This window comes from Methylobacterium sp. BTF04 (assembly GCF_010692745.1).
GTDB lineage: Bacteria > Pseudomonadota > Alphaproteobacteria > Rhizobiales > Beijerinckiaceae > Methylobacterium.
The window spans coordinates 1-12,255 of the sequence record NZ_JAAHTB010000034.1; the positions used below are offsets into that span (position 1 = coordinate 1).

Consider the following 12,255-nt stretch of genomic DNA (forward strand, 5'->3'; position numbering starts at 1 on the left):
AGATCCGCCGCCCGCCCGATACCCCCTGACTCAACCCAACCGGACACGGCTCTAGGTGGAAGGGAAGAAGATCGCACCGCGCGATTTCGCTTGCACCTGTTAACTCCTGCCTGGACCCTCCTGGCAAGTTGCACACAGCAACGATTCGGATTTCTGGCGGGGGTCGGAGTTGCAGCGTAGCGTCGTCACGCCCCATCGGACAGATTCATACCGTCGGTGGTGCTCTGACTTGGCGGAGACGATCCGAGAGCACATCCGCGAGCAGGGTTACGACCACCAGGACCTCTATCAGCGTTGGCCGTCGATCCGCCTTGGGACATTCCAGAAGTTCATGAACGGCGACCTGCAGCCGAGCAGCCGGCTCCTGCACTCGTTCGCCGAGGCCAGCGGTCTCGATGTCGAGCCATCCAAGACCCGGTTCCGGCCGTCCATGGCCCCACGCCGGCATGATGCCGGAGCGACTAGGCCTGGGGCTGAGCATGCGGACCTTGGGTCCGCACGCGGGTTGTCCGTTGCAGGATGAAGCGGTTTCCTGAGCGGACGATGCCCTCGGCGCCGAGGCGATTTCCCCGCGTCCCCCCGTCAGGCTGCCGCCCCGTTCCGTCGGGGGCATCGACCGAATCCCGACCTTCCGGAGCCGGCATGCGCCTTCCCCCAGACATTGTGAAGGCATGCATCGGCTTCGCCCCGCAGGCGGGGGTGACCGGAACCGTGCTGCCGGAGATCCGGAAGACTAGATCGTTCGGCGTCGCGCCGGTCGATCCTCTGAACCTGCTGCAGGATCCGACCATCCTCCGCCAGCTACTTGGGGACTTCGCTGAGCAGACGATGCGGCTTCAGGAAGAGAACCGTGCGCTCGGCATCGACCTCACCTGCGCGACCGCCGTCATCGAGAACCAAGAGCCGATCGTCGAGGCCTACGCTGAGATCGTCGAGACCGGTGAGGCCGTGTGCATCACCGACGCGGCGAAGCTCATCGGCGTGCCGCCGTCGGCGCTCTTCGAGCACATGCGCGACCAAGCCGGGGACGAGCCGTGGATCTACTGCCGGACCGGTCGCCCCGAGGTCGCCTTCCAGACGCGGATCAACAGGGACGAGCTCGACCAAAAGGCCGTCCCGTACAAGCGTCCGGACGGCAGCGTCGGCATCCGGTCGATGGTGGTCGTCCTGCCCCGAGGGTTATTCATCCTCAGGGCCGAGATGCAGCAGCGGGAGCGCGACCGCCGCCGGGCAGCCGGCGAGTTCGACCTTTAGAACCGGTTGGAATCCCCTGCCTAACCCAGGCCCTCGGCACCGCGCCAGGGGGCCTTTTTCGTGGCTGGATCGCCAGCGCAAGGAATGGGTACCATCGGTCGTTTGGCTTCCTCCGCCTAGGGGCAAGGCGGCCGACCGGGGTTGAGCCGGAACGTGACGCCATCGTGGAGCAGGGTCCCGTCCGGCTGCAGCACAAGGTCGACATCGAGGTCCACGACGGAGCCGCCGTTCGCGTAGCAGGCGGCAGACCGGGCCCGCCCGCCGGCGAGGACGATCGACCGGCAATCGAGCCCGTCGATTCCCATGCCGCCGTCGGGCCGAACGCTGACGGGCATGGCCACCTCGCCGACGGGGCAGTACAGCCCCGGGGCCGGCCGAGGCGGGTCCGCGAGCGCCGGCGTGGCGAGGACCGCGAGGATTAGGATGGCGCGCATCATGGCTTGAACGCCTCGTCCGCGTCGGCCTCGGGGACCGGCGCGTTGAAATCGACGATCGGTCGGCCCCGGCCCCGTCGGCCGGACAGCACCTTGTCGAGGCGTTCCTCGGCCGCCGGGCGGGCGCCGCCGAGGATGAACAGGGTGTTCTCCGACAGCGCCCACCCCTCGCCGCTATGGACGATCGGCGTGGTCGTCAGAAAGACGTTCCCCTGCCAGGGGTGGCCCCAGCACAGCCCGAAGAGGCCGTCATGCCTGACTTCGAAATCATCGAGGAAGGGGGCGGCGTCGACCTGTTCCGGCGTCGGCTTCCAAGGGGCATCGATCCGAGCCAGCTCCTCGCGCACGGCCTGCCGGCGCTCCTCGACGGCGGCGCGTTCGTTCGGTGTGAGATCTCTCAGGCGCACGGTATTTCTCCTTCTGAGGGCACCTTCGCCCCGGGGCATGCCACCTACAAATCAGGGCGAGATCGCCACCTGCTGCGGGCACCCGGGGATGTTGCTCGCCCACGTGCCGCCGTCGTCCCGGAGGCGCAGCGTGAACACCCTGCCCGGCAGCTGCAGCTTGTCCTCGCCGCCCTCGACGCGGCCGATGACGACGTCGCCGGCGACCGTCGCGCTCCCCCATACCGAGGTACGCGAATCCGTACCTGCCGCCGGCCCCGAGATCTTGCACTCCAGGCGGAAGCGGTGGCCGTCGCCGACGCGGCGGACGTAGAGCGTGCCATCGACGAACAGGCGGCCGTCGACGTCGTCGTGGACGGCGACCGCCCACAGGCGATCCGTGGGGATCGAGCCGGCGAGGCAAGGGCCCGCCCCGAGCAGGGCGGTGGCGAGGATGAGGGCGCGCATCACAGCTTCCTCCGCTTGGCCGCATCGCAGACGTCGCAGGCGATCTTGACCCACCCGCCCTTCCTGTATGCCCCGGGGCCGCCGCAGGTCTCGCAGATGACGGTCGAGAGGCAGCTGGCCGCATCGATGATGGCGGCAACCTCGTCGCCCGTCTCCTCGGGCAGCCCCTCCGTGTACCAGCGCAATTCAGCAAACTTGCTCTTCACCTGCGACGACTTCACGCCGTCGAGGACCCTATGACCGGCGAACGTCTCGGCCGCCGCGCGCGCCAGTTCGAGCCACGGGGTGTCGACCTGCAGCGTCCCCTCCGGGAACAGGTTCGCATAGTCCCGCTCCAGGCCCTCGGAGACGAGCGAGCACGTCGTAGGGACGAGACCCGAAGGCAGCGCGTACCGGGCCGAGCGGATCGCCACGTACCGCTCGGCGATCTCCACGGCGAGCGCGGTGCCCTCAGGCGTGTCCCGGCGACGCGTTCGCTTATCGAGATCGGCCGGCAGCGCGGCCGCCCGCTTGACCGTCGCCTCCAGTTCGACGCGCTCGGGATGCTGCGGGCGCGCCGGCATAGGATCGACGGAGATCGTCGCATCGGGCCCGAACAGGCGGGTAAGGAAGTCGGTGAGCTCGCGCGCCGCGCGGCGTTCTCGGGACGTCATGACGGGCTCCAGGTGCGGGTGCGGGCGGGGGGCAGGCGGGGGATCGACGCGAGGAATCCCGCGGCGGATCGGGACTCGCGCAGGGCGAGGACGGGGTCGCGGTCGCCGTCCTCGGCGAGACGCAGCAGGGCGGCGAGGTAGCCGTAGACGCCTTGGCCGAGCGTGGGCTCGACCGCGCCGTCGGTGACCTGTCCCTCCACGCGGTCGCGGAGCAGGCGGAGCTGGGAGAGCGACATGGCGGCCTCCCTCAGTGCGCCAGGCGCGGGCTGGACCGCAGGGCGACGATCCGCTCGACAGCGCGCCTGAGAGGCCTGATCGACCCTCCCCGCCATGCGCCCGCGAGGGCGTCAATCTCGCTCCCGTCCAGGTCCGGGATCCATCTCGGATCGCTGATGTCGGCGCGGAGATCGTCGAGGATCCCGCGCACGACGATCGGCAGGTCCCGCCGACGCGGCGTGCCGACCTCGACCGCCACAAATCGGTCGAGCAGGGGCCCGCGTAGCGATTCGGTGCCGTTGGCCGTCGCGACGAGCGAGATCCCGCTGAGATCCACCGCGCACTCAAGCCCGATGTCCCAGTACGACCGCCTCGTCGACGGCTCCGCCAGCCCGAGCAGGACCTCGCGCAGGCTGCCATTATGCCCGCCCGCGGCCGGTGCCTTGTCGACTTCATCGAGGACGACGATCCCGTTTCCGCTGCCGCTGGTGATCGCCAGCTGCGCCATGACGCTCGGCCGCGCCGTCGACCACTGCGCGGCCGTTCCGCCGAACGAACTGTCCGAGGCCGACGAGCAGGCGTAGACGAGCGAGGGCACGCCGAGCGCCGTGGCAAGGTCCCGCGCGAGCGTGGTCTTGCCCCCGCCGGGCGGCCCGACGAGGAGCAGGTTCGGCACGGCCGCGTAGGGCCGTCCTAGCATCATGCCGACGATCCGCGCTATGGCGGCCTCGGCCCATGGCGACCGCTCGACGAGCCGGCGCCCGAGATCCTCCAGGTCCGGCATCGGGACGCACGGCAGCCGACGGCCCGCGATCGTGCCGGCCTGTCCCTTCGGCTTCTTGCCATCGGCAGCGGCCGGCAGGACGAGGATAGAGGGAGCCTCCGCGGCCTGTCCGAGGGGGAGGTCCGCGAGCCACGACATGTCGAGCCCCGGAGCCGCTGGAACCACCGCCGTCGGCCGCTCCAGCGGTTCCGGCGGCGTGACGGTGCTCGCGATCCGTTCAAGCAGCGTCCGGGCCGCGAGCTTCTGAGCGTGCCGCTCGGCGACGAAGCCGCGGTCGACGTCGGTCTCGCTATAGGCGACGGCGTCGGGCTCCCGACAGATCCGGCTCGCCAGGTCCATCATCGTCACGCCGATCTCGCGGAATGGAATCGGGTCGCTGAGGACGGTCGAGCCGTACTCGTGGAGCGTCTCGACGCAGAGGGCGACGGCGCGTGCGGTGGCGCTCGGGTCGCCGAATTCGGCCCCGTACAGGCATGCCCGATCCGCGACGTCCCGAAGTTCGTCGAGGATCTCAAACGAGCGGAACGGCGGGCGGTACCCTTCGGTGGCCCTCTCCAGCGCGACGCTCTCCAGGTCGAGTGCGGTGTCGATCCTCGGGTCGTACTGGAAGGACCGGAGCGCCTTGAGCACGTCGTCGGGGAAGCCCTGAGCGAGGCGCCCTTCGATCGCCTCGGCCCACGCCCTCGCATCCTGGAACGCGTCGCCGTGCGCCCATGGATACCCGACGAGGATGTCCTCGATCGAGGGGACGACGGCGCGGTCCCGGCCGCGCAGGGCGGTCTCGTGGCGCTCCAGGCTGTCGGAATACGTGACGATGCGCGCGGCGCGGCGCGCCCAGCGGGTGGGATTGTCGGACATCGGGGAAATCTCGCAGGGATTGGAAACGGGACGCGCGAAGGGCGCCGAGCGCGGGGCTCAGGCGACGGCGGTCGTGCGTTTCTCTATCGAGCGAGCAGTCATGGCGGCGGTCGGCTCCGGTGGAATCCGTACAATGCACATGCGGCCGCCTTCTGTGAAGACGGCCGGAAGGTGTCGGTGGGACCTTGGTTTAAAAACCCCTGGGCTGATCCAGTAAAGGCAACGCAAGCCCTCTCAGAATGTGTGCCATAGCGCGCATTTCAACGGTTTCGGCCTGAAATGTTCGCGATAGCACGCATTTCGGGGTGCCGATCATGCTGTAGAAAACCCGCGCCCGCGACGGGGCCCGCATCCGCCAGGGGGACCACCGACTCAGCGGCTGCCTCAAGCCGTCGTCACCGTCCAGTGCGAATCGTCGCGATGTGGCACCCTGCTGTTCTGTCCGGATTCGCAGGGGGGAAATGGGATGAAGCTCTCCGAGGTTAGCAGGGCGAAGGACCTGGTCGACCAGCGCCGGAAGCTCGTCGTCGCGTACGTTGATGTCGGGCTGCAGGACGACGTCTACGTCCCGTACGGGTTCGCCCATCATCGGGTGACCGTGTTCGGCTACGTGGTCGACGAGCCGATGCTGGAGGCCCTGCGGAAGGCCACGCGGGACGAGATCCTCCGCCGGGTCGACCAGTGCGACGGAGAACTCGCGAAGCTCGGCGTCGAGATCGACGGCATCGAGATCGAGATCAAGCGGGAGGAGTCCCTCCGCCGCACGGTCGAGGTCGAGGAGAAGGCGGCATGATCCTCCCCCGCGAGGTCATCCCCAAGCACATCCGGGCGCCGCTCCACAAGCGGTTCCCCAAGGCTCCGCGCTGGTTCCCGCCGGTGCCCGAGACGCCCTGGAGCATTATCCAGGACGTCCTCGTGCAGGGACGCCGCGACGGCCTGAACGCCACCCAGATCGCCGGGGGCGTCTACACGGTGCTGGTCGCCCGCGGACTTCTCTCGGAGGGCCGGGCGTGAGCGGGAAGCACATGGCGCCCCTGTTCGGGCAGAAGCCATTCATCGTCGAGACCTTTCAGAACTGGCCGCTGGCCCTTCCCTGCCGGGCGGAGGCGTTCCTCGACGCGCTGACGACCTCATCATCGAGGACATCCTGTCGATGTCGGGCGACGAGCTCCGCGCCGAGATCATCGCCGAGGGCGGGGATCCGGATGCGATGGTGCGTGAGGCAGACGCTGCCCTCGATCGGGCGATCCTGACCGTGAAGGCCGCCCGATCAGGGCAGCCACTCCCGGACGGCCGCCTCCACCGCGGCGGCCGCGGCCCCGGGCTCGCTCCCGTGGGGAACGACCTCGTTGGCCAGGGCCCTCCCGGTGATCGGGTCGGCGACGATGACGGTCGACCGCTCCAGCCCGACGAGAACCTGCACGACGAGCTCAAGTCGCGTGCTCGATCCGGGGCCGTCCTCGACCAGGTAGAGGCCCTCGATGTGGGCGGTCGGCCGGCGCCGGGGCGGCTCCATCCTGGCGAGGACGCTCAGGGCGGCGGGGTCGTACTCGTCGTCGTCGGGCATGCGCGGGACTCTGAGCCGGTCACCGATCCGGGACAACCCCGGGCGGATGCGGAGGCACGAACATGAAGAGGCGCACGATAGACGAGCTCGCCCTCGGGGCCTACCGCGACGTCGAGCGGATCATCGCCGAGCGCCCCGGGGACGGCCCGGCCGAGCGGGAGATCCCCATCCGGACGGCGCTCGCCACGTGGATCGCGCACGCCGTCGATCGCGAGGCCCGCAACGACCGGCGGCGCGTCGGGAGGAGCGGAAGATGATGAAGCCGGGATGGGAAGAGCGCTTTGCCGTGATGCAGGCGGAGATGAAGGAGAAGGCCAGACCGCTGCCGGGAGAGCGCCTCGATGGATTGGAGGACCTGCTCGCGAATCCCGATACGCCCGACGGTACCCGAATGACCGACGCCTTCATGGATGGCCTTCGCGGCGGTTGGATGGAGCGGTCGACCCTTCTCGGGCTGAACGCGTTCGTCGAGGCGCCCAACATCCTCCGGCGCAAGACCACCTTCGACGGCGAGCACTGGCATGGCCTAACGCCTGACGAGATCCGGCACCGTCAGGCATTTCTGCTCGCGACCGTGCGCGCCGACCTACAAGATCCGATGCTCAACGATCCTGCCAGACCGGTGACGCTTGTCGCTCAAAGCTTTCCGTCTCCGAGGATACTTCTGACGGCGGACGACATCGTGTCGATACCAACCGACGATGGAACGCCAGGATGGGGCTTCGAATGGACGGACCCATCGTGACCCACGGGGCATGGCAGGTCGCCATCATCTGGGTCGTCCTTTCCGTCCCGCTGGGGACCACAGTCGGCCTGGCGATCGCGTGGGGCAACGGCGCGCCTCACCCCGAAATCGCCCCCGGCGGGGATCGACTCCCGCGCTGATTTGTTCTCCATTCGTTCTCATGTGCGAATCGATGGAGGTCCTCGTGGACGAGATGGAAGCCGCCTACCTTGAGGCCGCCGACGGCGACGCGAGGGACGCCCTGCGCCGCGCGCTCGGGGATGCCCTGCAGGAGATGGCCACCCTGTCCGGGCAGGTCTCCCGCGGGTTCGTGCGGGCATCGAGGCCGGCCGACCTGGCGAGGAAGCTTGGACCCGAGCGCCGGGCCCGTGAGGCTGCACGGCACGGATGATTACAAGTTTAGCGAACGTATTGACCGCAAGCGAACCATAGCAGATCGGCGGCGGCGCAAAGAAAAGTCGTGATGCGATGAATTATCTGCTTGGGCCGCTAAGGTTCGTGCAAGGTTCTGCGGTTACATGAATAGCCCACCGGTGCAGTGCCGGCGGGAAAAAAGATTATGTCACAAAGCTCCTTCAAGAAGTCGATCGCCAACAAGCTCGACGAGCTCCAGTACGTCCTCACGCCGCTGCGCATCGCGCAAGCTGACCTGATGAGCCAGAACTGGATCTCAAACGAGAAGCTCAAGCCGGGCGGCAAGGTGGACGTGATCGCCTTCATCCTGACGATCCTCAAGTACGGCAAGGTCGTCCATGCCGTTTGGGATGCTCCGGACACGATCATGCAGAACCGGGCGATGCTGCTGAAGGGCGAGGCGGAATTCCAGCACCACCACCTCGTGGTGAAGGCCACCACCCCGCGAGAGGACGAGTACACGCTCCGGGTGCCGGACGAGGAGACGGCCAAGGTGCTGAAGTACCTGTTCGTCGACAAGCGTCTGCCCGTCCCCGGTTTGGCCCTCACCGTCGCCCTGTGCGTCGATCGCCCGGCCGCCGGCGACACCACCACCCGCGACGTCTTCTCGAAGACGGTGAGCGCGAACTGGGAAGCCGGGAGGATCGAGGTTCACTGAACGCGCGATCCCGCAGATGAGGCCGCGCGTTTCCCCCGGCTCCGCGAATCCCACGGCGCTTGGAACTGACCAGGGCGGGTGCGACCGTCCCCCTGCGACGAAATCGCGGTCCCGCTTCAATCGGGACCGCCCGTCGCCGACCACCCTGCCGGGACCCTCCCGAGCGGGGTTTCGGCACGTTTCCAACCCAGTTTCCAACCCAAAGCCTCTGAAACGCAAAAGGCCACCCGAAGGTGGCCTCTGCTAACGCGCTGTAATCGCGTTCTAATTCGTCCGTGAAATTGGAGCGGGCGAAGGGATTCGAACCCTCGACCCCAACCTTGGCAAGGTTGTGCTCTACCCCTGAGCTACACCCGCTCACAACCGCGCCGCTGGAGGGAAGACCCGCCGGCGGCCCCGGACGGCGTCTCTAAACACCATTCCGCCGGGTGTTGCAAGCGCCGAATGGCCGTTTCCGATAGCCGGCGTGTTTTGCCGGATCCACCTACCAGTGCACCGCCGGTGCGAGTTCGTCACGGATTTCGGCCAAGCGTGTGCGGGTGGCCCGCGTCGTCGCCTCGGGTAGGGCGTCGAGGGGGAAGAAGCCGCATTCGGCGATCTCGCGGTCGGGTGCCTTGGGCTCCGGAACCGTGAAGGCTGGCGCCACGTAGAGTGCGACGTGGTCACGGCCGGCCGCGGCCCGGTTGTGGTAGAAACCGTGGAGCCGCAGCGGCCGGTCGGGATCGAGCATGATCCCGGCCTCTTCGCGAAACTCGCGGGCCATCGCCTCCGGGGCGGTCTCGCCGGCTTCGACGCCGCCGCCCGGCAGGTGCCAGCCGGCCACGTAGGTGTGGCGCACGAGGCAGACGCGGCTCTGTCCGTCGATGGCCGCACCGCGCACCCCCAGCGTCATGCCGCGCGTCGCCAGGGCGCCGAGATGGAACAGGCGCCGCACCAGCGGCCGGTCGAGCAGCATCGTCAGACCACGTGCAGGCGGATGTCGCCGAGCCCCGCGATGGCGGCCACCATGGTCTGCCCGCGCGTCACCGCGCCGACGCCCGACGGTGTCCCGGTGAAGACGAGATCGCCCGGATACAGCTCGAAATAGCGCGACAGATGCGCGATCTGCTCGGGCAGCGACCACAGCATGTCGGACAGGTCGCCGCGCTGGCGCTCCGTCCCGTCAACGTCGAGGGTGATCGCACCGTGGGTCGGATGCCCGATCGACGCGGCCGGATAGAGCGGGCCGATGGGGGCCGAGGCGTCGGCCGCCTTGGCCAGATCCCACGGCCGAGCCAGGCGCTTGGCTTCGTCCTGAACGTCGCGCCGGGTCATGTCGAGGCCGACCGCATAGCCGTAGACGTGGTCGAGCGCCGAGGCTTCCGGAATGTCGCGGCCGCCCAGCGCCAGCGCCGCCACCATCTCCACCTCGAAATGGTAGTTCTCGGTCTGCGGCGGATAGGGATGGTCGATCACCGCCTGACCGGGCGCGATCTGGAGCGCATCGGCGGGTTTCATGAAGAAGAACGGCGGCTCGCGGTCGGGGTCCTTGCCCATCTCGCGGGCATGGGCGGCATAGTTGCGTCCCACGCAATAGACCCGCCGGACGGGGAAGAAATCGCTCGTGCCCATGATGGGCAGAGCGATGCGGGCCGGGTTCGGGATCACGGACAGCATCGGGTCGGCGTCTCCGGTTGTGAGGAACGGCGGGTCGCGACCGGTCGTCACTCGACCTGCAAAGACCGCTGCCCCTCTCCTATCATAAGCCCCCCTTCCCTATCATAGGAGCCGAGCACCGCCACGCCATCCCGCTGGTGCCCGAGGGGTTTGAGCCCGATGCCCGAGACCGAAGCGCCCGACCTGCTCGCCGCCCTCACGGCCCGTCTCGGGACCGCGCATGTGCTGACGGCGCAGGACGATCTCGCCCCTCATCTCGTCGAGACACGCGGTCTCTATCGGGGGCAGGCACTCGCCGTGGTGCGGCCGGCCGATACGCAGGAGGTCGCCTTCGTGGTGCGCGCCTGTGCCGAGGCCGGGATTCCAGTGGTGGCGCAGGGCGGCAATACCGGGCTCGTCGGTGGCGGCGTGCCCGAGGGCGGGATCGTGCTGTCGCTGACGCGGCTCGCCGCCGTGCGCGCCGTCGATGCCACCGGGGCGACGATCACCGTCGAGGCCGGCGTCACCTTGAGCGACGTCCAGGCGGCGGCGGACGCGCACGGCATGCTGTTTCCGCTCTCGCTCGCCTCGGAAGGCTCATGCCGGATCGGCGGCAATCTCGCGACCAATGCCGGCGGGACGGCGGTGCTCGCCTATGGCAATGCCCGCGACCTCGTGCTCGGCCTCGAAGTGGTGCTCGCCGATGGCCGGGTCTGGAACGGGCTGAAAGCCCTGCGCAAGGACAATGCGGGCTATGACCTCAAGCACCTGTTCGTCGGCTCCGAGGGGACGCTCGGGATCATCACGGCGGCCGTGCTGAAGCTGTTTCCCAAGCCTCTCTCGCGGGCCGTCGGCTTCGTCGGCCTCGCTTCCCCGCGCGCGGCGCTGACCCTGTTCGCGGATCTGCGCCGCGCGGCCGGCGCCGATCTCACCGCCTTCGAGGTCATCCCGCCCTTCGGCCTGGAGATCGTGCTGCGGCATGCCGTCGGCGCGCAGAAGCCGCTCGCCGGCGACCACGGCAGCTACGCCCTCGTCGAGATATCGACGACGCGGCCGGGAGCGAATGCCGTTGCCGAGATGGAGGCGGCTCTGGCCGATGCGGTCGAAGCCGGGCTGGTCGAGGATGCCACCCTCGGGGCGAGCGAGGCGCAGAACCGCGCGCTCTGGGCGCTGCGCGAAAACCTGTCGGAGGTACAGCGTCGCGAGGGCGGTTCGATCAAGCATGACGTCTCGGTGCCTTTGGGGCGGCTTCCGGACTTTCTCGAACGGGCGACGGCCGCCTGCGAAGCGGCGATGCCGGGCCTGCGTGTCTGCGCCTTCGGGCATTACGGTGACGGCAACATCCACTTCAACCTGAGCCAGCCGGTGGGCATGGACAAGGCCGCCTTCCTGGCGGAATGGGGCCGCTTCAACCGCATCGTCCACGATATCGTCAGCGATCTCGACGGCTCCATCGCCGCTGAGCACGGCATCGGGCTCATCAAACGCGACGAGCTCGGGCACTACGGCGATCCGGTGGGGCTCGACCTGATGCGGCGCCTGAAAGCCGCTCTCGATCCGCACGATATTCTGAACCCTGGCAAGGTTTTGCCTGGAACGCACGCAGCGCCCGACGCCGCTGGCTGACGCGGTGTTTCAGCGCAGGCGGCCCATTCTGGTGGAACCGCCGCAGACCGCTCGCCATTGGTATTGTGCGTCGCACCAAATCCTTGCAGTGTATGTGACGCAACGCGCCATAAATCGGCTCGCAAGCTGGAAGAATGTGTGGGTGCAGTGCGGCGGGTTAGCCCGGCGTTAAGCCTCGCAGGCTTCTCTTTCGAAGACCCGAGCGCTGCTGCCGCGAATGCATTCCGCCTGCTCTGCGGGCCTCGAAGGAGACGATCCGATGCCGACCTCACAGGCGAGAGTCCCGACCGCCGAGGCGAGCCGCTACTTGAAGCAGCTCTGCCGGCACTGGAGCCACAAGTTCCCGGTGGAAGCCACCGATGATTCCGGTACCGTGCCGTTCGGTGAAGACCGTGTCTGCACCTTCGAGGCCGAGGCCGACGCATTGCTGATGCGGGTCGCCACCCCCGATCCCGCCGCCCTCACCCGGCTCGAGAACGTGGTGTCCGATCACCTGCTCCGCTTCGCCTTCCGGGAGAATCTCGGCGAGATCACCTGGTCGCGTGCCGCTTGACCTGACG

General features: G+C 68.4%; 19 protein-coding genes and 1 tRNA gene. 10 read left to right on the forward strand and 10 right to left on the reverse strand.

Annotation, left to right across the window (positions count from 1 at the left end; all coding sequences use genetic code 11):
- The first annotated feature begins 229 nt into the window (after positions 1-229).
- Together G3T14_RS17575 and G3T14_RS17580 are read left to right on the forward strand one after the other, a co-directional pair.
- Positions 230-523 (forward strand): hypothetical protein, encoded by a 294-nt coding sequence (locus G3T14_RS17575; RefSeq protein WP_163643836.1) that lies wholly within the window; start codon positions 230-232, stop codon positions 521-523.
- 188 nt (positions 524-711) lie between these two features.
- Positions 712-1,254, forward strand: coding sequence for a phage antirepressor KilAC domain-containing protein (locus G3T14_RS17580; protein WP_163643837.1), 543 nt, complete (start codon positions 712-714; stop codon positions 1,252-1,254).
- Between the two features lie 116 nt (positions 1,255-1,370).
- On the opposite strand, the gene G3T14_RS17585 is transcribed toward G3T14_RS17580, so the two are convergent.
- From G3T14_RS17585 to G3T14_RS17610, 6 genes are read right to left on the reverse strand one after another with little or no spacing between them, the layout of a single operon-like run.
- Positions 1,371-1,691, reverse strand: a complete 321-nt coding sequence (locus G3T14_RS17585; protein WP_246733406.1) for a hypothetical protein — start codon at positions 1,689-1,691, stop codon at positions 1,371-1,373.
- Positions 1,688-2,095 carry a hypothetical protein gene (locus G3T14_RS17590; protein ID WP_163643838.1) on the reverse strand — a complete coding sequence of 136 codons (408 nt, stop codon included), beginning with the start codon at positions 2,093-2,095 and terminating at the stop codon, positions 1,688-1,690. Before G3T14_RS17590 ends, G3T14_RS17585 begins: the two co-directional genes overlap by 4 nt.
- A gap of 51 nt (positions 2,096-2,146) precedes the next feature.
- A complete protein-coding gene (locus tag G3T14_RS17595) occupies positions 2,147-2,539 on the reverse strand; it encodes a hypothetical protein (protein WP_163643839.1) in 393 nt (130 codons plus the stop codon).
- The gene (locus tag G3T14_RS17600; RefSeq protein WP_163643840.1) at positions 2,539-3,192 is read right to left on the reverse strand and encodes a hypothetical protein; all 654 of its coding nucleotides are present in this window, start codon (positions 3,190-3,192) and stop codon (positions 2,539-2,541) included. The genes G3T14_RS17595 and G3T14_RS17600 overlap by 1 nt, the downstream gene beginning before the upstream one ends.
- Positions 3,189-3,428, reverse strand: a complete 240-nt coding sequence (locus tag G3T14_RS17605) for a hypothetical protein (RefSeq protein ID WP_163643841.1) — start codon at positions 3,426-3,428, stop codon at positions 3,189-3,191. The genes G3T14_RS17600 and G3T14_RS17605 overlap by 4 nt, the downstream gene beginning before the upstream one ends.
- 11 nt (positions 3,429-3,439) lie before the next feature.
- Positions 3,440-5,050: an AAA family ATPase gene (locus tag G3T14_RS17610; protein WP_163643842.1), complete on the reverse strand. Its 1,611-nt coding sequence runs from the start codon at positions 5,048-5,050 to the stop codon at positions 3,440-3,442.
- Positions 5,051-5,516: 466 nt separating this feature from the next.
- Between G3T14_RS17610 and G3T14_RS17615 the strand changes: the two genes are divergently transcribed.
- Together G3T14_RS17615 and G3T14_RS17620 are read left to right on the forward strand one after the other, a co-directional pair.
- On the forward strand, positions 5,517-5,843 hold the full coding sequence (locus G3T14_RS17615; protein ID WP_163643843.1) for a hypothetical protein: 327 nt from the start codon (positions 5,517-5,519) through the stop codon (positions 5,841-5,843).
- A complete protein-coding gene (locus G3T14_RS17620; protein WP_163643844.1) occupies positions 5,840-6,064 on the forward strand; it encodes a hypothetical protein in 225 nt (74 codons plus the stop codon). The genes G3T14_RS17615 and G3T14_RS17620 overlap by 4 nt, the downstream gene beginning before the upstream one ends.
- Positions 6,065-6,320: 256 nt before the next feature.
- Here G3T14_RS17620 and G3T14_RS17625 read toward each other — a convergent pair whose 3' ends face one another.
- The gene (locus G3T14_RS17625; protein ID WP_163643845.1) at positions 6,321-6,617 is read right to left on the reverse strand and encodes a hypothetical protein; all 297 of its coding nucleotides are present in this window, start codon (positions 6,615-6,617) and stop codon (positions 6,321-6,323) included.
- Between the two features lie 62 nt (positions 6,618-6,679).
- Here G3T14_RS17625 and G3T14_RS17630 point away from each other — a divergent pair, with 62 nt between their 5' ends.
- The 4 genes from G3T14_RS17630 (at position 6,680) to G3T14_RS17645 (ending at position 8,434) form a co-directional block, all read left to right on the forward strand.
- Positions 6,680-6,874: a hypothetical protein gene (locus G3T14_RS17630; protein WP_163643846.1), complete on the forward strand. Its 195-nt coding sequence runs from the start codon at positions 6,680-6,682 to the stop codon at positions 6,872-6,874.
- Positions 6,875-6,903: 29 nt separating this feature from the next.
- Entirely contained in the window at positions 6,904-7,362 is a 459-nt protein-coding gene (locus G3T14_RS17635; protein ID WP_163643847.1) for a hypothetical protein, read from the forward strand.
- 172 nt (positions 7,363-7,534) lie between these two features.
- Positions 7,535-7,753, forward strand: a complete 219-nt coding sequence (locus G3T14_RS17640; RefSeq protein WP_246733407.1) for a hypothetical protein — start codon at positions 7,535-7,537, stop codon at positions 7,751-7,753.
- A 168-nt stretch (positions 7,754-7,921) separates the two neighbouring features.
- Positions 7,922-8,434 (forward strand): hypothetical protein, encoded by a 513-nt coding sequence (locus G3T14_RS17645; RefSeq protein WP_163643849.1) that lies wholly within the window; start codon positions 7,922-7,924, stop codon positions 8,432-8,434.
- Between the two features lie 282 nt (positions 8,435-8,716).
- Here the strand turns inward: G3T14_RS17645 and G3T14_RS17650 are convergent.
- From G3T14_RS17650 to G3T14_RS17660, 3 genes are all read right to left on the reverse strand, one after another.
- Positions 8,717-8,791: transfer RNA gene (locus G3T14_RS17650), tRNA-Gly, on the reverse strand.
- A 127-nt stretch (positions 8,792-8,918) separates the two neighbouring features.
- Positions 8,919-9,389 carry an NUDIX domain-containing protein gene (locus G3T14_RS17655; protein WP_163643850.1) on the reverse strand — a complete coding sequence of 157 codons (471 nt, stop codon included), beginning with the start codon at positions 9,387-9,389 and terminating at the stop codon, positions 8,919-8,921.
- Positions 9,390-9,391: 2 nt separating this feature from the next.
- Positions 9,392-10,090, reverse strand: coding sequence for a fumarylacetoacetate hydrolase family protein (locus G3T14_RS17660; RefSeq protein WP_163643851.1), 699 nt, complete (start codon positions 10,088-10,090; stop codon positions 9,392-9,394).
- A gap of 159 nt (positions 10,091-10,249) precedes the next feature.
- Between G3T14_RS17660 and G3T14_RS17665 the strand changes: the two genes are divergently transcribed.
- Together G3T14_RS17665 and G3T14_RS17670 are read left to right on the forward strand one after the other, a co-directional pair.
- Complete coding sequence (locus G3T14_RS17665; RefSeq protein ID WP_163643852.1) at positions 10,250-11,695, forward strand: FAD-binding oxidoreductase; 1,446 nt, start codon at positions 10,250-10,252, stop codon at positions 11,693-11,695.
- 259 nt (positions 11,696-11,954) lie between these two features.
- On the forward strand, positions 11,955-12,248 hold the full coding sequence (locus G3T14_RS17670; RefSeq protein ID WP_163643853.1) for a DUF2218 domain-containing protein: 294 nt from the start codon (positions 11,955-11,957) through the stop codon (positions 12,246-12,248).
- The last annotated feature ends 7 nt before the right edge of the window (positions 12,249-12,255 follow it).

Excerpts from the sequence above, each read along its gene's own strand:
- G3T14_RS17585 (WP_246733406.1), bottom strand. The coding sequence starts at position 1,691 with ATGATGCGCGCCATCCTAATCCTCGCGGTCCTCGCCACGCCGGCGCTC.
- G3T14_RS17595 (WP_163643839.1), bottom strand. The coding sequence starts at position 2,539 with ATGCGCGCCCTCATCCTCGCCACCGCCCTGCTCGGGGCGGGCCCTTGC.
- G3T14_RS17600 (WP_163643840.1), bottom strand. The coding sequence starts at position 3,192 with ATGACGTCCCGAGAACGCCGCGCGGCGCGCGAGCTCACCGACTTCCTT.
- G3T14_RS17605 (WP_163643841.1), bottom strand. The coding sequence starts at position 3,428 with ATGTCGCTCTCCCAGCTCCGCCTGCTCCGCGACCGCGTGGAGGGACAG.
- G3T14_RS17610 (WP_163643842.1), bottom strand. The coding sequence starts at position 5,050 with ATGTCCGACAATCCCACCCGCTGGGCGCGCCGCGCCGCGCGCATCGTC.
- G3T14_RS17615 (WP_163643843.1), top strand. The coding sequence starts at position 5,517 with ATGAAGCTCTCCGAGGTTAGCAGGGCGAAGGACCTGGTCGACCAGCGC.
- G3T14_RS17620 (WP_163643844.1), top strand. The coding sequence starts at position 5,840 with ATGATCCTCCCCCGCGAGGTCATCCCCAAGCACATCCGGGCGCCGCTC.
- G3T14_RS17625 (WP_163643845.1), bottom strand. The coding sequence starts at position 6,617 with ATGCCCGACGACGACGAGTACGACCCCGCCGCCCTGAGCGTCCTCGCC.
- G3T14_RS17630 (WP_163643846.1), top strand. The coding sequence starts at position 6,680 with ATGAAGAGGCGCACGATAGACGAGCTCGCCCTCGGGGCCTACCGCGAC.
- G3T14_RS17640 (WP_246733407.1), top strand. The coding sequence starts at position 7,535 with ATGGAGGTCCTCGTGGACGAGATGGAAGCCGCCTACCTTGAGGCCGCC.
- G3T14_RS17645 (WP_163643849.1), top strand. The coding sequence starts at position 7,922 with ATGTCACAAAGCTCCTTCAAGAAGTCGATCGCCAACAAGCTCGACGAG.
- G3T14_RS17655 (WP_163643850.1), bottom strand. The coding sequence starts at position 9,389 with ATGCTGCTCGACCGGCCGCTGGTGCGGCGCCTGTTCCATCTCGGCGCC.
- G3T14_RS17660 (WP_163643851.1), bottom strand. The coding sequence starts at position 10,090 with ATGCTGTCCGTGATCCCGAACCCGGCCCGCATCGCTCTGCCCATCATG.
- G3T14_RS17665 (WP_163643852.1), top strand. The coding sequence starts at position 10,250 with ATGCCCGAGACCGAAGCGCCCGACCTGCTCGCCGCCCTCACGGCCCGT.
- G3T14_RS17670 (WP_163643853.1), top strand. The coding sequence starts at position 11,955 with ATGCCGACCTCACAGGCGAGAGTCCCGACCGCCGAGGCGAGCCGCTAC.